The 17,756-nt window shown below is 64.3% G+C and carries 18 protein-coding genes; 11 read left to right on the top strand and 7 right to left on the bottom strand.

Going from position 1 to position 17,756, the window contains the following annotated elements; translation table 11 throughout:
- Positions 1-5: 5 nt before the first annotated feature.
- Positions 6-1,034, bottom strand: coding sequence for a LacI family DNA-binding transcriptional regulator (locus tag N6L26_RS00330; RefSeq protein WP_263606084.1), 1,029 nt, complete (start codon positions 1,032-1,034; stop codon positions 6-8).
- A 159-nt stretch (positions 1,035-1,193) separates the two neighbouring features.
- Between N6L26_RS00330 and N6L26_RS00325 the strand changes: the two genes are divergently transcribed.
- From N6L26_RS00325 to N6L26_RS00310, 4 genes are read left to right on the top strand one after another with little or no spacing between them, the layout of a single operon-like run.
- The gene (locus N6L26_RS00325; RefSeq protein ID WP_263606083.1) at positions 1,194-2,702 is read left to right on the top strand and encodes a flavin-containing monooxygenase; all 1,509 of its coding nucleotides are present in this window, start codon (positions 1,194-1,196) and stop codon (positions 2,700-2,702) included.
- 33 nt (positions 2,703-2,735) lie between these two features.
- Positions 2,736-3,494, top strand: coding sequence for a competence/damage-inducible protein A (locus N6L26_RS00320; RefSeq protein WP_263606082.1), 759 nt, complete (start codon positions 2,736-2,738; stop codon positions 3,492-3,494).
- 52 nt (positions 3,495-3,546) lie between these two features.
- Positions 3,547-4,515: a hypothetical protein gene (locus N6L26_RS00315; RefSeq protein WP_263606081.1), complete on the top strand. Its 969-nt coding sequence runs from the start codon at positions 3,547-3,549 to the stop codon at positions 4,513-4,515.
- A gap of 11 nt (positions 4,516-4,526) precedes the next feature.
- Positions 4,527-5,429 carry a GNAT family N-acetyltransferase gene (locus N6L26_RS00310; protein ID WP_263606080.1) on the top strand — a complete coding sequence of 301 codons (903 nt, stop codon included), beginning with the start codon at positions 4,527-4,529 and terminating at the stop codon, positions 5,427-5,429.
- On the opposite strand, the gene N6L26_RS00305 is transcribed toward N6L26_RS00310, so the two are convergent.
- The 3 genes from N6L26_RS00305 to rplK form a co-directional block, all read right to left on the bottom strand.
- Positions 5,426-5,605 (bottom strand): hypothetical protein, encoded by a 180-nt coding sequence (locus N6L26_RS00305; RefSeq protein ID WP_263606079.1) that lies wholly within the window; start codon positions 5,603-5,605, stop codon positions 5,426-5,428. The two genes, N6L26_RS00310 and N6L26_RS00305, sit on opposite strands and share 4 nt — an antisense overlap.
- A gap of 163 nt (positions 5,606-5,768) precedes the next feature.
- The gene (gene rplA, locus N6L26_RS00300; RefSeq protein WP_263606078.1) at positions 5,769-6,461 is read right to left on the bottom strand and encodes a 50S ribosomal protein L1; all 693 of its coding nucleotides are present in this window, start codon (positions 6,459-6,461) and stop codon (positions 5,769-5,771) included.
- 4 nt (positions 6,462-6,465) lie between these two features.
- Complete coding sequence (gene rplK, locus N6L26_RS00295; RefSeq protein ID WP_067462399.1) at positions 6,466-6,897, bottom strand: 50S ribosomal protein L11; 432 nt, start codon at positions 6,895-6,897, stop codon at positions 6,466-6,468.
- Positions 6,898-7,153: 256 nt separating this feature from the next.
- Here rplK and N6L26_RS00290 point away from each other — a divergent pair, with 256 nt between their 5' ends.
- The 6 genes from N6L26_RS00290 to N6L26_RS00265 all read left to right on the top strand — a co-directional run bounded on the left by N6L26_RS00290 (position 7,154) and on the right by N6L26_RS00265 (position 13,918).
- A complete protein-coding gene (locus N6L26_RS00290) occupies positions 7,154-8,317 on the top strand; it encodes a sensor histidine kinase (RefSeq protein WP_263606077.1) in 1,164 nt (387 codons plus the stop codon).
- Positions 8,318-8,407: 90 nt separating this feature from the next.
- The gene (locus N6L26_RS00285; protein WP_263606076.1) at positions 8,408-9,433 is read left to right on the top strand and encodes a retroviral-like aspartic protease family protein; all 1,026 of its coding nucleotides are present in this window, start codon (positions 8,408-8,410) and stop codon (positions 9,431-9,433) included.
- A gap of 61 nt (positions 9,434-9,494) precedes the next feature.
- The gene (locus N6L26_RS00280) at positions 9,495-9,863 is read left to right on the top strand and encodes a hypothetical protein (RefSeq protein ID WP_263606075.1); all 369 of its coding nucleotides are present in this window, start codon (positions 9,495-9,497) and stop codon (positions 9,861-9,863) included.
- A 69-nt stretch (positions 9,864-9,932) separates the two neighbouring features.
- The gene (locus tag N6L26_RS00275) at positions 9,933-11,045 is read left to right on the top strand and encodes a transporter (protein ID WP_263606074.1); all 1,113 of its coding nucleotides are present in this window, start codon (positions 9,933-9,935) and stop codon (positions 11,043-11,045) included.
- 150 nt (positions 11,046-11,195) lie between these two features.
- Positions 11,196-12,011: a hypothetical protein gene (locus N6L26_RS00270; RefSeq protein WP_263606073.1), complete on the top strand. Its 816-nt coding sequence runs from the start codon at positions 11,196-11,198 to the stop codon at positions 12,009-12,011.
- A 227-nt stretch (positions 12,012-12,238) separates the two neighbouring features.
- Positions 12,239-13,918, top strand: coding sequence for a hypothetical protein (locus N6L26_RS00265; RefSeq protein ID WP_263606072.1), 1,680 nt, complete (start codon positions 12,239-12,241; stop codon positions 13,916-13,918).
- Positions 13,919-13,934: 16 nt separating this feature from the next.
- Here N6L26_RS00265 and nusG read toward each other — a convergent pair whose 3' ends face one another.
- Both nusG and secE read right to left on the bottom strand, forming a co-directional pair.
- Positions 13,935-14,471: a transcription termination/antitermination protein NusG gene (gene nusG / locus N6L26_RS00260; protein ID WP_253519255.1), complete on the bottom strand. Its 537-nt coding sequence runs from the start codon at positions 14,469-14,471 to the stop codon at positions 13,935-13,937.
- A gap of 29 nt (positions 14,472-14,500) precedes the next feature.
- On the bottom strand, positions 14,501-14,704 hold the full coding sequence (gene secE, locus N6L26_RS00255; RefSeq protein WP_253523008.1) for a preprotein translocase subunit SecE: 204 nt from the start codon (positions 14,702-14,704) through the stop codon (positions 14,501-14,503).
- A 251-nt stretch (positions 14,705-14,955) separates the two neighbouring features.
- Here secE and N6L26_RS00250 point away from each other — a divergent pair, with 251 nt between their 5' ends.
- The gene (locus tag N6L26_RS00250) at positions 14,956-16,479 is read left to right on the top strand and encodes an alanine/glycine:cation symporter family protein (RefSeq protein ID WP_263606071.1); all 1,524 of its coding nucleotides are present in this window, start codon (positions 14,956-14,958) and stop codon (positions 16,477-16,479) included.
- Between the two features lie 103 nt (positions 16,480-16,582).
- Here the strand turns inward: N6L26_RS00250 and N6L26_RS00245 are convergent, their stop codons facing one another.
- Positions 16,583-17,737 (bottom strand): glycosyltransferase family 87 protein, encoded by a 1,155-nt coding sequence (locus tag N6L26_RS00245; protein WP_263606070.1) that lies wholly within the window; start codon positions 17,735-17,737, stop codon positions 16,583-16,585.
- Positions 17,738-17,756 lie beyond the last annotated feature (19 nt).

The raw sequence follows: 17,756 nt of genomic DNA, 5'->3' as shown, positions 1-17,756 counted from the left end.
CAAGGTCAGCGCACGCTGGCGCGCTCGACAAGATGGACCGCGACGCGCCGCTCGGGACGCTCCGCCTCGGAAGCAAGCGCGGTTTCGACCAGCAATCTGCCGGCCAGCGCGAAATCGGGTTCGACAGTGGTCAGCGGCGGCGCGCTGAAGGCGCCCGAGCCCAGCCCGTCGAAGCCGATCACGGCGACGTCGTCGGGAACTGCGACCCCGCGCGCGGCGAGTTCTTCGAGCGCGCCCAGCGCCATCGCATCGCAGGCGAAGAACAGCCCGTCGAAGCGCGCGCCGCTATCGACCATCTGCGCAGTGGCATTGCGGCCCTGCGCGACACGATCCTCGCCCGCGCTTACCACGGCTTCGCCCGGGGTCAGGCCGGCGGCATCCATGGCGCTGCGATAACCCTCGTACCGCTCGCGGAACTGGCGCTGGGAAGAGGTCGGATCGCCGACGAAGACGATTTCCTTCGCCCCGCCCTGTACCAGCCGTTCGACTGCCAACTGCCCGCCCGCGCGATTGTCCGAGCGGACCCAGACGCTGTCGTCGAAAGGCGATCCCCAGAAGGCCATGCGCGGCGCTTCTTCGGCGCAATTGCGGAAATAATCCCATGCGGCTTCATTCGTCGCGGTACCGATGACCACAACGCCATCGGCATGGCGCCGTGCGACGTAGTGGCCGAAGAATTGCTCGGGCTTGGCCTGGAACGACACCAGCGCTTCATAGCCGGCCTCGGCGGCGGCGGCGCAGGTGCTGCCCAGCAGGCTGTAATAGAACGGGTTGATCGCGGTCGGCCCCTCGCCCTCGCGGCCGATGACGACGATCGCGATGGTCCCGGTTTCGCCCCGGCGCAGCCCCGCAGCGCGGGCATTGACCTGATAGCCAAGTTCCGCGGCAGCGCGCTCGACCCGGCTGCGGGTCGCCTCGGTAATCGTCTCCGATCCCGCGAGCGCGCGGCTGACAGTTGACTGGCTTACTCCCGCCCGCTCGGCCACATCGATCGATGTAACCCGCCGCAGCTCGGGCTTGTCGCTACTGGACATGCTCTAACGGCTCTCCCTTTGCGGCTGCCCTACCGCAGCGCATGGCCGAAAGCGAGAGCCAAGCGGCATGGTCTTTGCGCGCGGTTAGGTTGCGCGCTGCAACTGAGGCTGGCGCTTCGCTCCAGTCTGCGTTACGTTCGCGTCACTTGGGAGAGAACAATGAAGAATACGGCGACCGATTTCGACGTGATGATCGTAGGTGCGGGGATTTCCGGCATCGGCATGGCGGCGCATATGAAGGAAAAGGCGCCGGACCACGGCTTCGTCATCGTCGAACGCCGCGAGAATTTAGGCGGGACCTGGGACCTGTTCCGCTATCCCGGTATCCGCTCGGACAGCGACATGCATACGCTGGGCTTCGATTTCGAGCCGTGGAAGCACGAAAAGTCGATCGCCGATGGTCCTGCCATCCTCAATTATCTCGACGACATCGTCGACGAGCGCGACATCCGCAAGCACATCCGCTTCGGCCACAAGGTGATCGCCGCAGACTGGCGCGAGAGCGAGGCGCGCTGGCATGTCACGCTGGAAACCGGCGAAGGCGAACGCAAGCATCTGACCGCCAACTGGCTGTATCTCGGATCGGGCTATTACGATTACGACGAGGCCTATGATCCGGGCTTTGATTTCGGCGAGTTCGAAGGCACGGTGATCCATCCGCAGTTCTGGCCCGAGGACCTCGATTATACCGGCAAGAATGTCGTCGTGATCGGTTCGGGCGCGACCGCGGTCACCATCGTTCCGTCGATGAGCGACAAGGCCGCCAAGGTGACGATGCTGCAGCGCACGCCGACCTGGATGTTCAGCCGCCCGGCCAAGGACGCGATGGCCAATTTCCTGCGCAAGATCCTGCCCGAGAAGGTCGCCTACCGGATCACCCGGTGGAAGAATATCACGCTGCAGGACATCGGCTTCAAGCGCGCGCGCACCAAGCCGCAGAAGATGGGCGAGGCGTTGCACAAGCGTATCCGCAAATCGCTCGGCGAGGATTGCGACCTGGCGCCCTTCACCCCGCCCTATAATCCGTGGGACCAGCGGCTTTGCCTGGTCCCCGACGACGACCTTTTCAAAGCGCTGAAGAGCGGCAAGGCCGATATCGTTACCGGGCATATCAAGGCCTTCGAAAAGGGCGGCGTGCGGCTGACCGACGACCAGTTCATCCCCGCCGATATCGTGGTCACCGCGACCGGTCTCAAGCTGGCGGTCGCGGGCAAGATCGCGCTGTCGAAGGAAGGCCAGCCGATCGATCTGTCCAAGCACTTCTACTACAAGGGCTGCATGTTCTCGAACGTGCCCAATCTGGCAGTGGTGTTCGGCTATCTCAACGCCAGCTGGACGCTGCGCGCGGATATCAATTCGGATTATGTCTGCCGCGTACTGAACACCAGCAGGAAGCGCGGTGTCGACGTGACCGAGCCGATCCTCACTGAGCAGGCCGAGGCCGCGATCGAGGAGGACGACATCTTCGATTTCTCCTCGGGCTATATCCAGCGCAGCAAGGCAATCATGCCGCGCAACGCGGTGGCCTATCCCTGGCGGCTCAACCAGGAATATGTCAGCGATCGCAAGCGCATGAAAGACGATCCGGTCGACGACGGCTTGCTCGAGTTTCGCCGTCACGGGGCCAATGCCCGCGGCGCCGACGAGCAGCTCGAAGCTGCGGAGTAGCTTTCGCCTGCCAACCGCGTTACGCCAGCCGTCATGACCGAACGCATCTACACTGCAGGCCTTGTCGTGATCGGCGACGAGATACTGTCGGGCCGCACGCATGACAAGAACATCGCGCAGATCGCCAGCTGGCTGCAGGTGCAGGGCATCCGCCTGTCCGAGGTCCGCGTGGTACCCGATGTGGTCGAGCGGATCGTCGAGGCGGTGAATGCCCTGCGCGAAGGATACGATTATCTCTTCACCACCGGCGGGATCGGCCCCACGCATGACGACATCACGGTCGATGCGGTGGCCGCGGCGCTGGGTGTCCCCGTGGTCGTCCATCCCGAGGCGAAGGCGATGCTCGAGCGCTATTACGCCAGCATCGACAAGGAACTGACCGAAGCACGGCTGCGCATGGCGCGGGTTCCGGAAGGGGGCGAGCTGATCCCCAACCGCATGTCGGGCGCGCCGGGGATCAAGCTGGGCAACATCCATCTGATGGCCGGGGTGCCGCATATCACCGCGGGCATGCTCGATGCGCTGACCGGCACGCTCGAGGGCGGCGCGCCGCTCCTGTCCGAAACGGTCGGCTGCTGGACCCCCGAAAGCGAGGTCGCCGATATCCTGCGGCAGGTCGAAAAGGCACATCAGGACTGCCAGATCGGCAGCTATCCGTTTTTCCGCGAAGGCCGGGTCGGCGCCAATTTCGTGGTCCGCTCGACCAGTGCGGAAGATCTGAAAAGCTGCGTCGACAGCCTGTGCGACGGGCTGGCCACCGCCGGGTTCGACTTCACCCCCGGCGGCATCTGACCGGACCGAACGGTCATCGCGCTACTGCCGGGTGCATGCTAGGGTATCGCCGATGACCGCGGTCTACATCACCATCGATACCGAGTATTCGGCGGGGCTGGCCATCCAGCTGGGGCTGGATGCGCGCGAGGAGGTCTACGCCCGGTCGATCGCCGGCCGCACCGCGGATGGCGCGGTGGGTATCCAGCACCAGATGGAGGTGATGGATACGCATGGGATCAAGGGCGTGTTCTTCGTCGATCCGATGCCCGCGCTGGTCTGGGGCATCAAGGCGATTGCCGCGGTGGTCGAGCCGATCCTTGCGCGGGGTCACGAGGTGCAATTGCATCTTCATCCGGAATGGCTGGAAATCGCCGGGGACGCCAATCCGCTGAACGGCCGCACGGGGCGGAACCTGCACGATTTCACCGAGGACGAGCAGGTCGAACTGCTCGAACTGGGCCGCGAATACCTGATGCTGGCGGGCGCGCCTGCCCCCACTGCCTTTCGCGCGGGGAATTACGGCGCCGACGATGCGACACTGCGCGCGCTGCAACGGACCGGCATCCGCTACGACAGCAGCCATGTGCCGGGCATTGCCGGGTCGGACTGCCGCATCGGCCTGACCCCAGCCGACCGCGAGGTAGTACGCCGCGAAGGGACGATCGAGGTGCCGGTCGGGTCGATCCGCAGCTTCAGCGGGCAGCGCCATGCGCAGATCACCGCGCTATCGCATTGGGAAATGGCCGCCGCGCTGCGCTTCTGCGTGCGTGAGGGCGTGGCGATGTTCAATATCGTCAGCCACAGCTTCGAACTGATGAGCCGCGACCGCACGCGCGCCAATGCGATCGTGCGCGGCCGGTTTGCCAGATTCTGCGAGACAGTTGCCATGACGCCCGGCGCGCATGGCGCCACCTTCACCAGCCGCCCGCCGCAAATCGGCGATGGCACCGGCGCGGCGGGCATGCCGCACAGCGAAATCCGCAGCGCCGCGCGCGTCGCCGAACAATTGGCCTCCAATGCGTTGTACGGGGCCTCGTGAGCGACGGTTCGATGCCCCCCTACCGAATTCCCTTCTTCGTCGGTTCGCGTCGCCTGCTGACGGTCGAACGCGATGTCGCCACGCTGGCCTTTTCGCTCAGGGATATCCTCTCCGAGCGGACCCCGGCGGTGCCGTCGCTCAACAGTGTCGAAGGCCTGCGCGTATTGTCCGCCCCGCCCGCAGGCGAAGCGCGGCTACGTGAGGCGATGCCGGGTTTCCTGATCGGCGGACGCGAGGAGTATGCGCGCAGCTATATCGACATGGCGCGCGGCTATGACGATTATCTCGCGCGGTTCTCGGGCAAGACCCGGAACACGCTGCGGCGCAAGCGGCGCAAGTTCGAAGAAGCCTCGGGCGGCGTGCTCGACCTGCGCACTTATCAATCGCCCGACGAGATGGACGAGTTCGTCCGCCTGGCGCTGCCGCTGTCGCAGCGCACCTACCAGGCGCGGCTGCTCGATGCGGGCCTGCCCGAAAGCGAAACCGCCCGCGCGGAAATGCGCGAGCTCGCCTGGCAGGATCGCGTGCGCGCCTTCCTGTTGTTCCTCGATGGAGAGCCGGCCGCGTATCTCTATCTGCCGATCGAGCGCGACACGCTGGTCTATGCCCATCTTGGCTACGATCCCGACCATGCCGGCCTGTCACCCGGCACCGTGCTGCAACTGGCGGCGCTCGAAAGCCTGTTTGCCGAAAACCGCTTTCGCTATTTCGATTTCACCGAGGGCGAAGGCGCGCACAAGGCACTGTTTCGTACCGACAGTATCCGCTGCGCCAGTTTCCTGATGCTGCGCCCGAGCTGGATCAACCGGATGCTGCTTGCCGGCCTGCAGGCGTTCGACCGGACGGTGGCGACGGGCAAACGGGTCGCGCAGCAAACCGGCGCGGAGACCGCGCTGCGGCGGCTCCTGCGTTAAAGGTCGATATTCTTCTGCGGACGTTCGGCCACTTCCTCGCGTAATTCACGCGCGCCGCGTTCGGCAGCACGGTCGACCGATTTCGGCGCCTTGCGATTGCGCAGCCAAGCATAGACCAACGCTGCGAGAAGGACGATCGGGCCAAGGACGGTGGCGATGGGAAGGATGGCTTCCATGGAAATTCTCCTGCGTATCTTGCCCCATCAACGCCCCAGCACGGCGATCTTTCCGTTCGCCCATGCAAAAGGGCCGGCAGGTTTGCACCCGCCGGCCCTTCAGAAATGCATTCGGGCGTAGAAAGCGCCGCGTTCCCGCGCCGCCGCTACGTCCGTAAAAGCGTCAGGCGCCTTCGACTTCGGCGAGGTCGACCTTGAGGCCGGGACCCATCGACGAAGTCAGCGTGACCTTCTGGACATACTTGCCCTTGGACCCCGACGGCTTCGCCTTGACGATCGCATCGGTGATGGCCTTGAAGTTCGCCTTCAGGTCTTCGTCCTTGAACGAAAGCTTGCCGATGCCCGAGTGGATGATGCCCATCTTCTCGACGCGGAATTCGACCTGGCCGCCCTTGGCGTCCTTCACGGCCTGTTCCACGTTCGGGGTGACGGTGCCCAGCTTCGGGTTCGGCATCAGGCCCTTGGGGCCCAGCAGCTTACCGAGGCGGCCGACGACACCCATCATGTCCGGCGTGGCGATCACGCGGTCATAATCGAGATTGCCGTTCTGCATGTCTTCCATGAGGTCTTCGGCACCGACCTTGTCGGCTCCGGCGGCAGTAGCCTTCTCGGCATTGTCGCCCTTGGCGAAGACGGCAACCTTGACGTCCTTGCCGGTACCGCTCGGAAGCGACACCATGCCGCGGACCATCTGGTCGGCGTGGCGCGGATCGACGCCGAGGTTCATCGCGACTTCGACGGTTTCGTCGAACTTCGCCTTGTGTTCGCGCAGCGTGGCGATGGCCTCGTCCACACTGTAGAGCTTCTCGCTGTCGAGCTTGGCGACAGTCTGCTGCTTCTTGGTCTGCTTTGCCATGGTCTTAGCCCTCCACCACGTCGAGGCCCATCGAACGCGCACTGCCTTCGATGATCTTGGTGGCCTGTTCGATGTCGTTCGCGTTCAGGTCCTTCATCTTCTGCTCGGCGATTTCGGTCAGCGCCGAACGCTTGATCGACCCGGCAGAAACCTTGCCCGGCTCTTTCGAGCCCGACTTGAGCTTGGCGGCCTTCTTGATCAGGAAGCTGGCCGGCGGGCTCTTGGTGGTGAAGCTGAACGAACGGTCGGCATAAACCGTGATCGTGGTCGGAATCGGCATGCCCTTTTCCAAGCCGTCGGTCGCGGCATTGAAGGCTTTACAGAATTCCATGATGTTCACGCCGCGCTGACCCAGCGCAGGGCCGATGGGCGGCGAGGGATTGGCGGTGCCGGCAGGCACCTGCAGCTTGATATAGCCGTCGATCTTCTTGGCCATGAATGGCCTCCTTTCTCACTGTTGCCACGGCACTTTCGAACCGTGGCTCATGGTAAGCGGTCCAGCGGTCCGCTTTGGCGAACCTCCCGCACGGGTATCCCGAGGATGACCTGGGAAGGCGCGCACATAGCGATCTGGCCTCCGAATGCAAGCGATTCGCCCGCTCGCGGGGCCTTCAAGAGCGGGTATAAGGGAGGTGCCCTGCTATCGCGGGCCGCCCACCATGCTACCACAAGTTCCCGCAAGTGGAGCGCACATGCAGAACTTCATCGAAATCTGGCAATATATGCCGCATGGCATGTGCCTGCTGTGGCAACCCTGGCTGGTGGCATTGTGGGCCGGCAGCGACCTGCTGATCTTCCTGTCCTATACCGCCATTCCCTTCGCGCTGCTGACGGTGTTGCGCAAGCGCGAAGATATTCCCTTCTCCGGTCTCGTGGTGCTGTTCGCGAGCTTCATCCTGCTGTGCGGACTCACGCATCTGGTGGGTATCGTCACGCTGTGGTATCCGATCTATCCCTGGGTCGGAATGCTCAAGCTGGCGACGGGCCTCGTGTCGGCGGCAACCGCGGTGGTCCTGTTCCGGCTGATCCCGACGCTGGCGGCACTGCCCTCGCCCGCGCAGCTGGCCGAAGCCAACACCAAGCTCGAGGCGGAGGCCGACGCGCATAACGAGACGCTGGCCAAGCTGGAGGAACTCGTCGCCGAACGGACCGAGGAATTGCGTGTGGCCAATGCCAATCTCGCCGTCCAGGCACGCGAGGCGGTGCACCGCAGCGCCAATCTGCTCTCGGTCGTCACCTCGCTCACCCGGCAGACCGCGCGCGGACACGAGAAGACCGACGAATTCGTCGACACGCTGCTGGGCCGCATCCATTCGCTGGCCCGCGCCACCTCCACTGTGATCCGCGGGGACGACAATTATTCGGGCGACCTTGCGACGATCGTGAAACTGCAGCTCGAACCCGTCCTGCTGACCTATGGCGAGCGGATCGACATCCAGGGTCCGTCCACCCAGATCATCAGCGAAGCCGCGCAACAGATCTCGCTTGCGATCCACGAGCTGGCTACCAATGCGCAGAAATACAGCTTCTCGCAGGACCCCGACGCCCGCGTGGCGATTGCCTGGACGGTCGAGGATCGCGACGAAGGTCAGTTGTTCACGTTCACCTGGCGCGAAAACCTCCCCGGTGGTGGCACAGCCGCCGAACCCTCTGCCGAACAGGGCGGGTTCGGGACTACTCTGCTGACGCGGATCGTCCCGCGGGTGCTGCGCGGAACCGCGGTGCGTACGCTTGCGGATGGCATGCTCGAATACCGCCTTGAGGCGCCTGCATCCGCCGTGCTCGCCGATCCTGCCGATACCGAAGCGGCCGCGCTCGCCGCGCGGCTCGTCGACGAGAATTTCGACGACGATTAGACGCAGAACCCGGCGCGCCGGTCGGGCGAGGTGCGCCCCTGATCGACCTGCGTTCGCGCGGCGCGGCGTTATCGTCTATGGCTACGGATCATGAGCAAAGCTCTGACCTCGATCGCTCTTGCCGCGCTGCTGAGCATGGCGTCCGCTTCCTCCGCCCAGGACCCGTCAGCGGCAACCGTTCGCATGCCCGAACTGCCATCTGCCGAGTTCGACGAAACGCTGGCGATCGGCGGCGAGGAAATCGGCGCGCGCAAGCTGCGCAGCCGGATGACCGTGGATGTCATGGTCAATGGTACGGGCCCGCACAAATTCGTCGTCGACAGCGGGGCGGACAGCTCGGTGGTGGGCGAAAGGCTTGCCGGGCGGCTGGCCATGCCTGCCGGGTCCCCGGCGATGCTGCACGGGGTGACCGAGAGCAAGCTCGTCGACCGCGTATTGGTCGATGAAATCGTGCTTGGCCCGACGGCGACGACCGATCTCGAACTACCGGTGCTGGATGAGCGCGATCTTGGCGGAGACGGGATGATCGGGCTCGACGCGCTGGTCGAACAACGTCTGCTGCTCGATTTCGAGAAACGTCATATCAGCGTGGACGATGGCTTCACCCCCGAACCGGTAATGGACGGCGTGATCGTGGTGCGTGGCCGCCTCCAGCGCGGCCAACTGATCCTGACGGCCGTCAAGGTCGGGCGGCAGACGGTCGAGGCCGTGGTCGATACCGGGTCGGAAATCACCATCGGCAACCGCGCATTGCGGGATAGGCTGGCGCTGAAACGCGCGGGCAATTTCAGCAAGATCAAGGTCTTTGGCGTTACCGGCAAGGAAATGGAAATCGACTTCATGCTGGTGAAAGAGATGAAGCTGGGTCCGATCATGCTGCGCAATGTGCCGATCGCCTTTGCGGATATTCCGCCGTTCGAGGTCTTCGGACTGGAGGACAAACCCTCGTTGCTGCTGGGCACCGATCTGATGGAGAACTTCCGCCGGGTGTCGCTCGATTTCAAGGACCGCAAGGTACGTTTCCAGTTGAAGAAATGCAAAGCCACTTCGCTGGTCCTGCGCACCACCACGATCGCATCGCGTTTGCGGGCGGACCGATCGACCGCGTGCAGCTAAGCCGCGAAACCATCATTGCACCGTCGCCGCAGCGCGCTTAAAGGCGCGGGCCATGGAAGGCGTGCGTTCAACCAGGGCGATATGGCTGTTGCTGGCGGCAACGCTGTTCCTGCGCGCGCTGGTGCCCGCCGGGTGGATGCCCGATACGGCCAGCGGCAGCGACGTGATCGTGGCCAAGATGTGCAATTCCTCGATGGTGGTCACCATCCCGCTCGACCGCGACCATACGCCCGACGACAGCGCCGCGCATCAAAGCGGGACCTGCCTGTTTGCCGGTTTCGCGGGCGATGCGCCGCTGGCACCCGCAGACCTCGCGCTCGTCGCCGCGCCGCCGGTGGAACAGCAACCCGTCGCCGTCCTCGCGGCGCTGCTGCTTCAGCGCACCGCGTTCCTGCTGCCGCCCGGTCGCGGACCTCCTGTCGTCGTCTGACCGGCGTTTCCCGTCGCCTTGGGGAGCGCCGCAATCTCGGCAAACCCCATTTCACGACAGGAATACACAATGAAACACGCTTTTGCGCGCGCCGTCCTGGCGTCGCTGCCGCTCCTCGCCGCCTATCCCGCCTATGCCCAGGAGGCTCCCGAAGGCCCGCCCGCAGCGGAAGAACCGATCGTCGTCACGCCGGTGGCGGTCTATCCCGCCGCCGGGCTGATGAACGGCCATACCCACGACGGGGGCGAGTTCATGATCGGGCTGCGCTACACCCGCAACAGCTATTCGGGCGCCAACCAGTCGGGCACCGATACCGTGTCCGATGCCGAGGTACTTGCTGCGGGGTACACCGTTGCGGCGAGCAAAATGAGCATGGATATGGTCATGCTCGACCTGATGTACGCCCCCAACGACACGCTCACCTTCATGCTCATGCCGCACTGGATGCGGCACGAAATGACCATGGTCGGGATCGATCCGAGCAACACCGGCATGCCGATGGACGGCATGGACATGGGCGATATGGACCATGGCCATCACGGAATGGCCTTCGGCCAGAGCATGACCCATTCGACGCAGGGTTTTGGCGATACGCTGGTTTCGGTGAGCTACCGCCTCGCCAACACGCCGGGGTTCAAGGCGCATGCGACGCTGGGCGTCTGGGCCCCGACGGGCAAGGTCGACCGCAAGAACGCGGATGGCACCTTCGTCCATTACATGATGCAGTCGGGCAGCGGGACATGGGACATCGAACCGGCGCTGACCGTCACCGGCCAGTCGGGCATGATCGGCTATGGCGCGCAGGCGAGCTATCGCTGGCGCACCGACGATGCAAATGAAAGCGGCTTTGCCTTCGGCGACAAGGCGCAGGCGAGTGGCTGGGTCAGCTATCTGGTCGATAGCGGATTCAGCCTGACGAGCCGCCTGACGTGGGAGCACGAGGGGCAGATCCTCGGCCATTACAACGGCCCCCACAACCACCGCACCCCGTCCGACATCCAGGCCAATTATGGCGGCGACAGGGTGCTGGCCGGCTTCGGGGCAAACATCGCACTACCCGTGGGCGGGCGTCATCGTCCGCAGATCGGGATGGAAGTCGGTGTGCCGCTCTACCAGGACCTCAACGGCATCCAACTGCCCGAGGATTGGCGCGCTTCGGTCTCGCTGAGCCAAACCTTCTGAACCACGCCAGCCCTGCCCGGATCGTCCGGGCAGGGCTCCGGCGGCCAGCGGGACCGCATTAATCGCGACCGTTTGGCCCATATGGGACATTATCGCCCGCTCCCGTCCCCGCTAGTCGGCACGAACCAGTCAACCAGTGGATCGTGCTCCATGAAACATCTTTTGATTACAGCAGCCTCGCTGACCATTGCTGCGGTCGGTCTGGCCGCTGTTCCGGCCGAAGCCGGCCCGTTCGACAAGCTCAAGAAGGCCGTCAAGAAGGTCGAGAAGACCGCAGAGGATGCCAGAGACGTCGTCGATACGGTCGATAATGCGCAGCGCACCAATGGCCGCAGCCTGCTCGGTGCGGCTGTGGGCGGCCGCACCGTCGCCACCGCGACCGGCGGCGGGGGCCGCGCAGGTCCGGTGCCTGCCAAATACGCTTCGCTCACTCAATGTGCCGGGTTGCCGATCGACAATGCCTTCATTGGCAAATGGGGCGATTACACTTTCCAGAAAGGTCTCTCGCAGGAGTCGCGCAGCGGCGTGATCGACCGCGAGCCGGTCAACGCCAGCAACGGCTGCTTCATGCCCAGCATGGGCAGCGGCGACGTGCTGTATATCGAGGTCCCCGCCAAGCAATGGGCGGCCATGAAGGGCGGCTGGAGAATGCAGTGCGTCGATATGGCCACCGGGCAGAACGCCAACCCCTCGGCATTGCCCAGCTGGAGCAATGTCTCGGGCAAGGACGTCATGCTGCACACCGGCAATTCGCTGGGTTACACGCCGACCGCTTCGGGCAGCAATTCGAGCCGTTCGGGGGCGTGGGATGCGGATCTGGAACGGCGCGGCATGCATATGCTCGGCTTCAACATGCCCAATCTGCACACGGACAAGGGCACCGACTTCTATTGCCAGTATTACAACGAGGCGTCGGGCAAGAGCGTCGTCGCCTTCGCCTATCGCAGAAGCGCCAGCTCGCGCTGAGGCATCCCGGGTTTGGAAAGGCTCTGCTCACGTCCCATGGCGATCTCGAGCATCCAGCCCGGTTAAATCCGTCGGTCCTCCATGCGCTCGCGACCCGCGCACGAGGACAGACGGCGATGCGGGTGGGGAGGCATTGCGCCGCCCCGCCCGCATCATCTCGACCAAGCTGCACCGCGGCCTTGTTTCAGCGCGATTGCCCTCTATGACCCTGCCGGGGGAGGGGCGCGATGGGCAGCGACGACAGGAATGCACAGCTGAACGAGGTTGTCGCGAAGGCCTATGCAGCCATCGCGAACCCCGAAGGCTTTGTCCCCCTGCTCTCGGAGATGGTCGAAGCGGATACCGAGCTCGCCGGGTTCGAAGAGGCGACCGAGCTGCATTTCGAGAACGCCTTTGCGATTTTCGACAAGATGTATCCGCTGCAAGACACCGACTACAGCGGGCTCACGACCCGGCGCGAACAGGCCGTGGAATGCGACCTCGAACTCGATACCAATCTAACCGTCGTTTCCTGCAACCAGCGCCTGTTCCCGAACGGTTCCGTCCATATCGGGGACGGCATTCCCGAATGGCTGCTCGACCCCGTCAGCGACAAGCGCGATCGCACACGTCTGCGGTCCCTCGTCGCGGGCAAGCGGGAGAACCCGCGCCTGTTCCTGCGGCTGTTCACCTCTCCCGAGGACGAAAACGGACGCTGGTTTCGCGCCTGGCCGATAGCGACCGAAGACACGACCGGGATCGCGCTTCACGCGGTACGGCTGCGATGGACCGAAAAGGTCGGCGAGGTTTTCCGCGAGGCGCTTGGCCTGACCAAGACCGAACTCGCGCTGACCGGTCACCTGGTCAAGGGCGGCAGCTTGAGGGAGTTCGCCGAGCAGCGGGGGCGAGCGGTGGGCACGGCGCGCAACCAGCTGAAAGCATTGCAGCGAAAACTGGCGATCAATTCGCAAGCGGACCTGCTCCTGCTCTATGCAGGCTTCGTCCATTCGCTCGATCCGCCCGGCGACGAGGACGCGGCTGAAAGTTACCAGTGCGGGAATATTTTCACCCAGACCGATGGCAATACCATCGCATGGGAGGAGTTCGGCGACCCCAACGGCCAGCCGGTTCTCTATTGCCACCCCCTCGAAGGCCTGTTCCTGAGCAGCGGTGCGCAGGCTGCCGCGCGCCGTGCGAAACTGCGCATCATTGCACCCTGGCGCCCGTTTCACGGGGCGACCACCGGCAAGGCACACGGGCGCGGGTCGCCGCGTGAATTCGCGCGTCGCATTCCCGCATTTCTCGATCATCTCGGTATCGAGAGGGTAGTCGGCATGGCAGCGCAGGCCGGGATGCCATGGCTCGCGGGGCTGGCAGCCAGCTGTCCCGACCGGTTGATCGCGGCTGTCGGAGTGGGGGCATTCCTGCCGCTGATCGGATCGTCCGACTACGATTTCCTGTCGAGACGCCAGCGGATACATTTCCGCATCAGCCGCAGCGCTCCGACATTCGCGAAAGTCCATATGCGCGCAATGCTGGCGAGCATGGGCACTGGCGAGTTCTATCGCTTCGTCGAGGATTTCTACGAGGGGTGCCCGCGCGAGTTGCGCGCCTTCCAGGCTCCCGAAACAGTGCGGGGAATGCGCCGCGCCGCTGCCTATATGTTGCAATCCGGAACCAAGGGCCCGATCGACACCATGCTCAACTGGTCCGTCGAATGGTCGCCACTGCTGAAGGACGCGGCGGTCCCGATCGAACTGCTGCAGGGCGATGACGACGCGAACATTTCCCCGCAATTCGCACGGCTGACAGCGCAGCGCTTCGGGCTACCCGAACCGCGCATCATCGCCGATGCGGGCAGCTTCCTGCTGTTCGACCAGCCGGAACCCGTCATGGATTTCATCGCCGGGAAATTTGCCCGCACCTGAGCGGGCAAAGAGCGTCTTACTTGACCAGTTCGACCTGTTCGAAATCGAGTTCGACCGGCGTCGCACGACCGAAGATCGAGACCGAAACCTTGACCTTCTGCTTGTCGAAATCGAGTTCCTCGACAAGGCCGTTGAAGCTGGCGAAGGGGCCGTCGAGCACCTTGACCTGGTCGCCGATTTCGTAATCGACGCTGATTTCCTTCTTCGGTGCCGAACGCGCTTCCTCGACTCCGCCGAAATAGCGCGCCGCTTCCTTTTCGGAGATCGGCTGCGGCTTGTTGTTGTTACCGAGGAAGCCGGTCACCTTGGGCGTGTTCTTGACCAGGTGATAGACATCGTCGGTCATGTTCAGCTTGGCCAGCACGTAGCCGGGCATGAACTTGCGTTCGATCTGCACCTTCTTGCCGCGCTTGATCTCGGTGACGGTCTCGGTCGGAACCTCGACCTCCTCGACGCCCTCGGACAGACCAAGGCGTTCGGCCTCGGCGATAATCGCGTCGCGGACCTTGTTCTCGAAGCCGGAATAGGCGTGGATGATGTACCAGCGTGCCATGTGTTCTCGTTACCCTGTCGAAATGCGGATCAGGCGAGCGTCAGCAGCCAGCGCACCACGGCACTGAACAGCGAATCGACGCCGAGGAAGAAAAGCGAGAGGATGACCATCATGATGAACACGAAGATAGCCGTGCGTACCGTTTCCTCGCGCGTCGGCCATACGACCTTGCGCCCTTCGGCCTGCACCTGCCGGAGGAATTCCGCCGGACTGGTCTTCTTCTCGTCTGCCATGCTCACGTCTCTCGCGTAAAAATCGTGCCGCCTTCCGCCACGTCCCTTTCAGGTAGGGTCTTTCGCCGCCCCGGTTCAAGTCCGGGAGGGGCTTTTATCGATCCCAATGTCGGAAGACGGCGCTGCATCTAGTCCCGCGCGGCGCAAAAGGCAAGCCGGGGACGTGCCCCATTCTCCCCCTTTGCAAGCGACCGCAGCGCGACTAGCCTGCGCGCTTTCCAATTCCGGGACGCATGAGGGGAATAATCGACATGGCAACTGGCCAGGCTCCGAGTCTGGGCGAGCGGCTAATCCAGCCGGTCACCAACATATCCGATTTCATCTGGGGCGGGACGTGGAACGGCGAGGCGGTGATTCCCTTCCCGCCGCTGGCGATCATCCTGCTTGGGGTGGGCCTGTGGTTCATGGTCGGACTGCGCTTTTATCCGATCGTCCGGCTGGGCAGCGCGATCAAGGGCCTGTTCGCCGGACGCAAGGGCAGCGGTGCGGGCGAGATTTCGCCCTTCGCCGCGCTCTCGACCGCGCTGTCGGGCCAGGTTGGCACCGGTAACCTCGCGGGCGTCGCCACGGCCATCGCGCTGGGCGGACCGGGCGCGATCTTCTGGATGTGGATCACTGCATTATTCGGCATGGCGCTGGCCTTCGCCGAAGGTTCGCTGGCGATCCGCTATCGCGAAAAGACCAGCGACGGCGTCTATCGCGGCGGCCCGATGAGCTACATCATGATGGGTCTCGGCCCCCGGTTCACCTGGCTCGCAGTGGTCTTCTGCCTCGGCACGCTGTTCAGCGCGCTGGTGACGGGCAATTCGATCCAGGCCAATGCCATGGCCGACGGGATGAACGAATTGTTCGGCATGCCCGAATGGCTGGGCGGCCTGCTGACCGCGGGACTGGTCTTCATCGTCATCATCGGCGGCATCAAGTCGATCGGCAAGGTGGCCGAAAGCGTGATCCCGTTCATGGCGGCAGCCTATATCGTCATGGCTGTGATCGCGCTGATCCTGAACTTCAGCGATCTGGGCGAAACCTTCGCGCTGATCTTCCACGGTGCCTTCAACCCGCAGAGCGCAGTCGGCGGCTTTACCGGCGCGGCGATCATCATGGCGATCCGCGCAGGCGTTGCACGCGGGCTGTTCTCGAACGAGGCGGGCCAGGGTTCGACCCCGATCGCCCATGCGGTCGCACAGACCAACGATCCCGAACAGCAGGGCCGCATGGCCATGCTCGGCACGTTCATCGACACCATCGTGATCTGCACCATGACCGCGCTGGTGATCCTAACCGTACGCGGCGATTTCACTGCGGGCGGTGAAGCGGTGGCGCATGCATGGCAGTCGGACCGGGTCGGTTTCGAAATGACCAGCGGCGCCTTTGCGGCGGCGTTCCCGGTCGAGATTGCAGCGGTCCCGATCGGCACGCTGATTGCCTCGATTGCGCTGATCCTGTTCGTCTTCACCACACTGCTGACGTGGAGCTATTACGGCGAACGCGCGATCACCTTCCTGTACGACCGGATGAAGGGATCGACGCGCGAGGGCGAGAAGAAGCTGCATATGGCCTGGCGCGTCCTGTGGTGCGTGGTGATCTTCATCGGCGCCGCGCAGCCGAGCGAGCTGGTCTGGCGTCTTGGCGACATTTCCAATGCCACCATGGTGCTGCCCAACCTGCTGGCGCTGGCGCTGCTCAGCGGCGTGGTGTTCAAGCTGGCCCGCGGCCAGCGCGATGCCGGTCCGACGCATACCGCCGACACGCCGGAAGAGCCTGAAGAGTACTAAGCGGCTCTCAAGCGGCACAGAAAAGGGGCCGGGGGTCGATATGACCTCCGGCCCCTTTTCTTATGGCGGATGGGCGCTCGGTGACGCCCGGACACGCGCGCGGCTACTCTACCGGCTGGCCTGGCTGGCCGCCGCGGCTCCATACCAGCGCCAGCAGCGCCAGCGCCGCCAGCGGCATCAGATTGACCCCGAGCGGAAAAGCCAGTGCGCGCGTGGCGTAGGGCGCAAGATAGAGCAGTATTAGCACGAGCTTCTCATAAGGGCGAAAGCCGCGCTCGAGACCCTGTCCGACCAGCCACAGCGTCGGGAAGATCAGGAAGGGCAGGTCGTAATTGAACAGATAGGGCGATGCGAGCGCAGTCGCGGCCAGGACCGCCGCGCCCGTAGCCCGCGCGTCGCCGCCAAAGCGCCGCCATGCCCCCAGCGCGACCGCGAGACCGAGCAGGCCGGACACCCCGCCCGCTGCTATCGCCGCGCTGTCACCCAGCAGCAGCCGCGCCTGCGAATAGAATGTCGTCATGCGCAGCAGGAAGTCCGGATTGATCCCCTCCATCAGCAAGCCGCTGGCGCGCCAGCTGGTCGTGTAGGCGGCAAGGGACTCGGTGCCGAAGGCAAGCCACGAGGCCGCGCCCAGCATCAGCGCGGTGACGCCAGCCGCGCAGAAGGCGCGCCATTTGCAGGCAGCGGCAAACCAGAACGGCGCAAGCAGCGCGAGATGGGGTTTGATCATCAACGCACCGATGGCTGCACCCGAGAGGATTGGTCGCCGCCCGAGATGCTGTGCCGCCAGCACCAGCAAGGCCCCGGTCAGCAGGCCGGTCTGCGCATGCCCCGCAGCGAGCAGCGCGCCGGGATAGGCGATCACCAGCGGCCACAGACGCGGGAAGGCGTGGATGCTCGCCCAGGCCCACAGGCCCCAGGTGACCGCTACCCACGCGATCCACGCGATCGGGAACGGCAGCGTTCCGAACGGCGCGGCGATAAAGAGAAACGGTGGCGGATTGACGAAAGCGAACCAGCCTTCGCTGCCGGTGCCGGTCTGCACCCTTTGCTGCACAGCAAGGTCATAGGCCGCTGCGGGCGCGCCCTCGGCGGTGACCTGGCCGGCGCCCCAGAAGGCCAGGAAATCGGTCCCTGCGGGGCCCATTGCCTTGAGATAGGAATTGGCCAGCAGCGCAAGGCTGGCGAGCGCCAGCAGCAGCGCATAACCGCGCACCCGCTCGCGGGTCAGCCAGTCCGCCCGGCGCAGCCAGTCCATCGCCGCTCACCCCTCACAT

It is taken from the genome of Qipengyuania sp. SS22 (assembly GCF_025736935.1).
GTDB lineage: Bacteria > Pseudomonadota > Alphaproteobacteria > Sphingomonadales > Sphingomonadaceae > Qipengyuania.
The sequence above is the reverse complement of the archived record's forward strand: the minus strand, read 5'-3'. Positions and strand labels throughout refer to the sequence as shown.

What these genes read in the sequence shown, in the direction of transcription:
- N6L26_RS00330 (WP_263606084.1), bottom strand. Translation starts at nt 1,034, where the DNA reads ATGTCCAGTAGCGACAAGCCCGAGCTGCGGCGGGTTACATCGATCGAT.
- N6L26_RS00325 (WP_263606083.1), top strand. Translation starts at nt 1,194, where the DNA reads ATGAAGAATACGGCGACCGATTTCGACGTGATGATCGTAGGTGCGGGG.
- N6L26_RS00320 (WP_263606082.1), top strand. Translation starts at nt 2,736, where the DNA reads ATGACCGAACGCATCTACACTGCAGGCCTTGTCGTGATCGGCGACGAG.
- N6L26_RS00315 (WP_263606081.1), top strand. Translation starts at nt 3,547, where the DNA reads ATGACCGCGGTCTACATCACCATCGATACCGAGTATTCGGCGGGGCTG.
- N6L26_RS00310 (WP_263606080.1), top strand. Translation starts at nt 4,527, where the DNA reads ATGCCCCCCTACCGAATTCCCTTCTTCGTCGGTTCGCGTCGCCTGCTG.
- N6L26_RS00305 (WP_263606079.1), bottom strand. Translation starts at nt 5,605, where the DNA reads ATGGAAGCCATCCTTCCCATCGCCACCGTCCTTGGCCCGATCGTCCTT.
- rplA (WP_263606078.1), bottom strand. Translation starts at nt 6,461, where the DNA reads ATGGCAAAGCAGACCAAGAAGCAGCAGACTGTCGCCAAGCTCGACAGC.
- rplK (WP_067462399.1), bottom strand. Translation starts at nt 6,897, where the DNA reads ATGGCCAAGAAGATCGACGGCTATATCAAGCTGCAGGTGCCTGCCGGC.
- N6L26_RS00290 (WP_263606077.1), top strand. Translation starts at nt 7,154, where the DNA reads ATGCAGAACTTCATCGAAATCTGGCAATATATGCCGCATGGCATGTGC.
- N6L26_RS00285 (WP_263606076.1), top strand. Translation starts at nt 8,408, where the DNA reads ATGAGCAAAGCTCTGACCTCGATCGCTCTTGCCGCGCTGCTGAGCATG.
- N6L26_RS00275 (WP_263606074.1), top strand. Translation starts at nt 9,933, where the DNA reads ATGAAACACGCTTTTGCGCGCGCCGTCCTGGCGTCGCTGCCGCTCCTC.
- N6L26_RS00270 (WP_263606073.1), top strand. Translation starts at nt 11,196, where the DNA reads ATGAAACATCTTTTGATTACAGCAGCCTCGCTGACCATTGCTGCGGTC.
- N6L26_RS00265 (WP_263606072.1), top strand. Translation starts at nt 12,239, where the DNA reads ATGGGCAGCGACGACAGGAATGCACAGCTGAACGAGGTTGTCGCGAAG.
- nusG (WP_253519255.1), bottom strand. Translation starts at nt 14,471, where the DNA reads ATGGCACGCTGGTACATCATCCACGCCTATTCCGGCTTCGAGAACAAG.
- secE (WP_253523008.1), bottom strand. Translation starts at nt 14,704, where the DNA reads ATGGCAGACGAGAAGAAGACCAGTCCGGCGGAATTCCTCCGGCAGGTG.
- N6L26_RS00250 (WP_263606071.1), top strand. Translation starts at nt 14,956, where the DNA reads ATGGCAACTGGCCAGGCTCCGAGTCTGGGCGAGCGGCTAATCCAGCCG.
- N6L26_RS00245 (WP_263606070.1), bottom strand. Translation starts at nt 17,737, where the DNA reads ATGGACTGGCTGCGCCGGGCGGACTGGCTGACCCGCGAGCGGGTGCGC.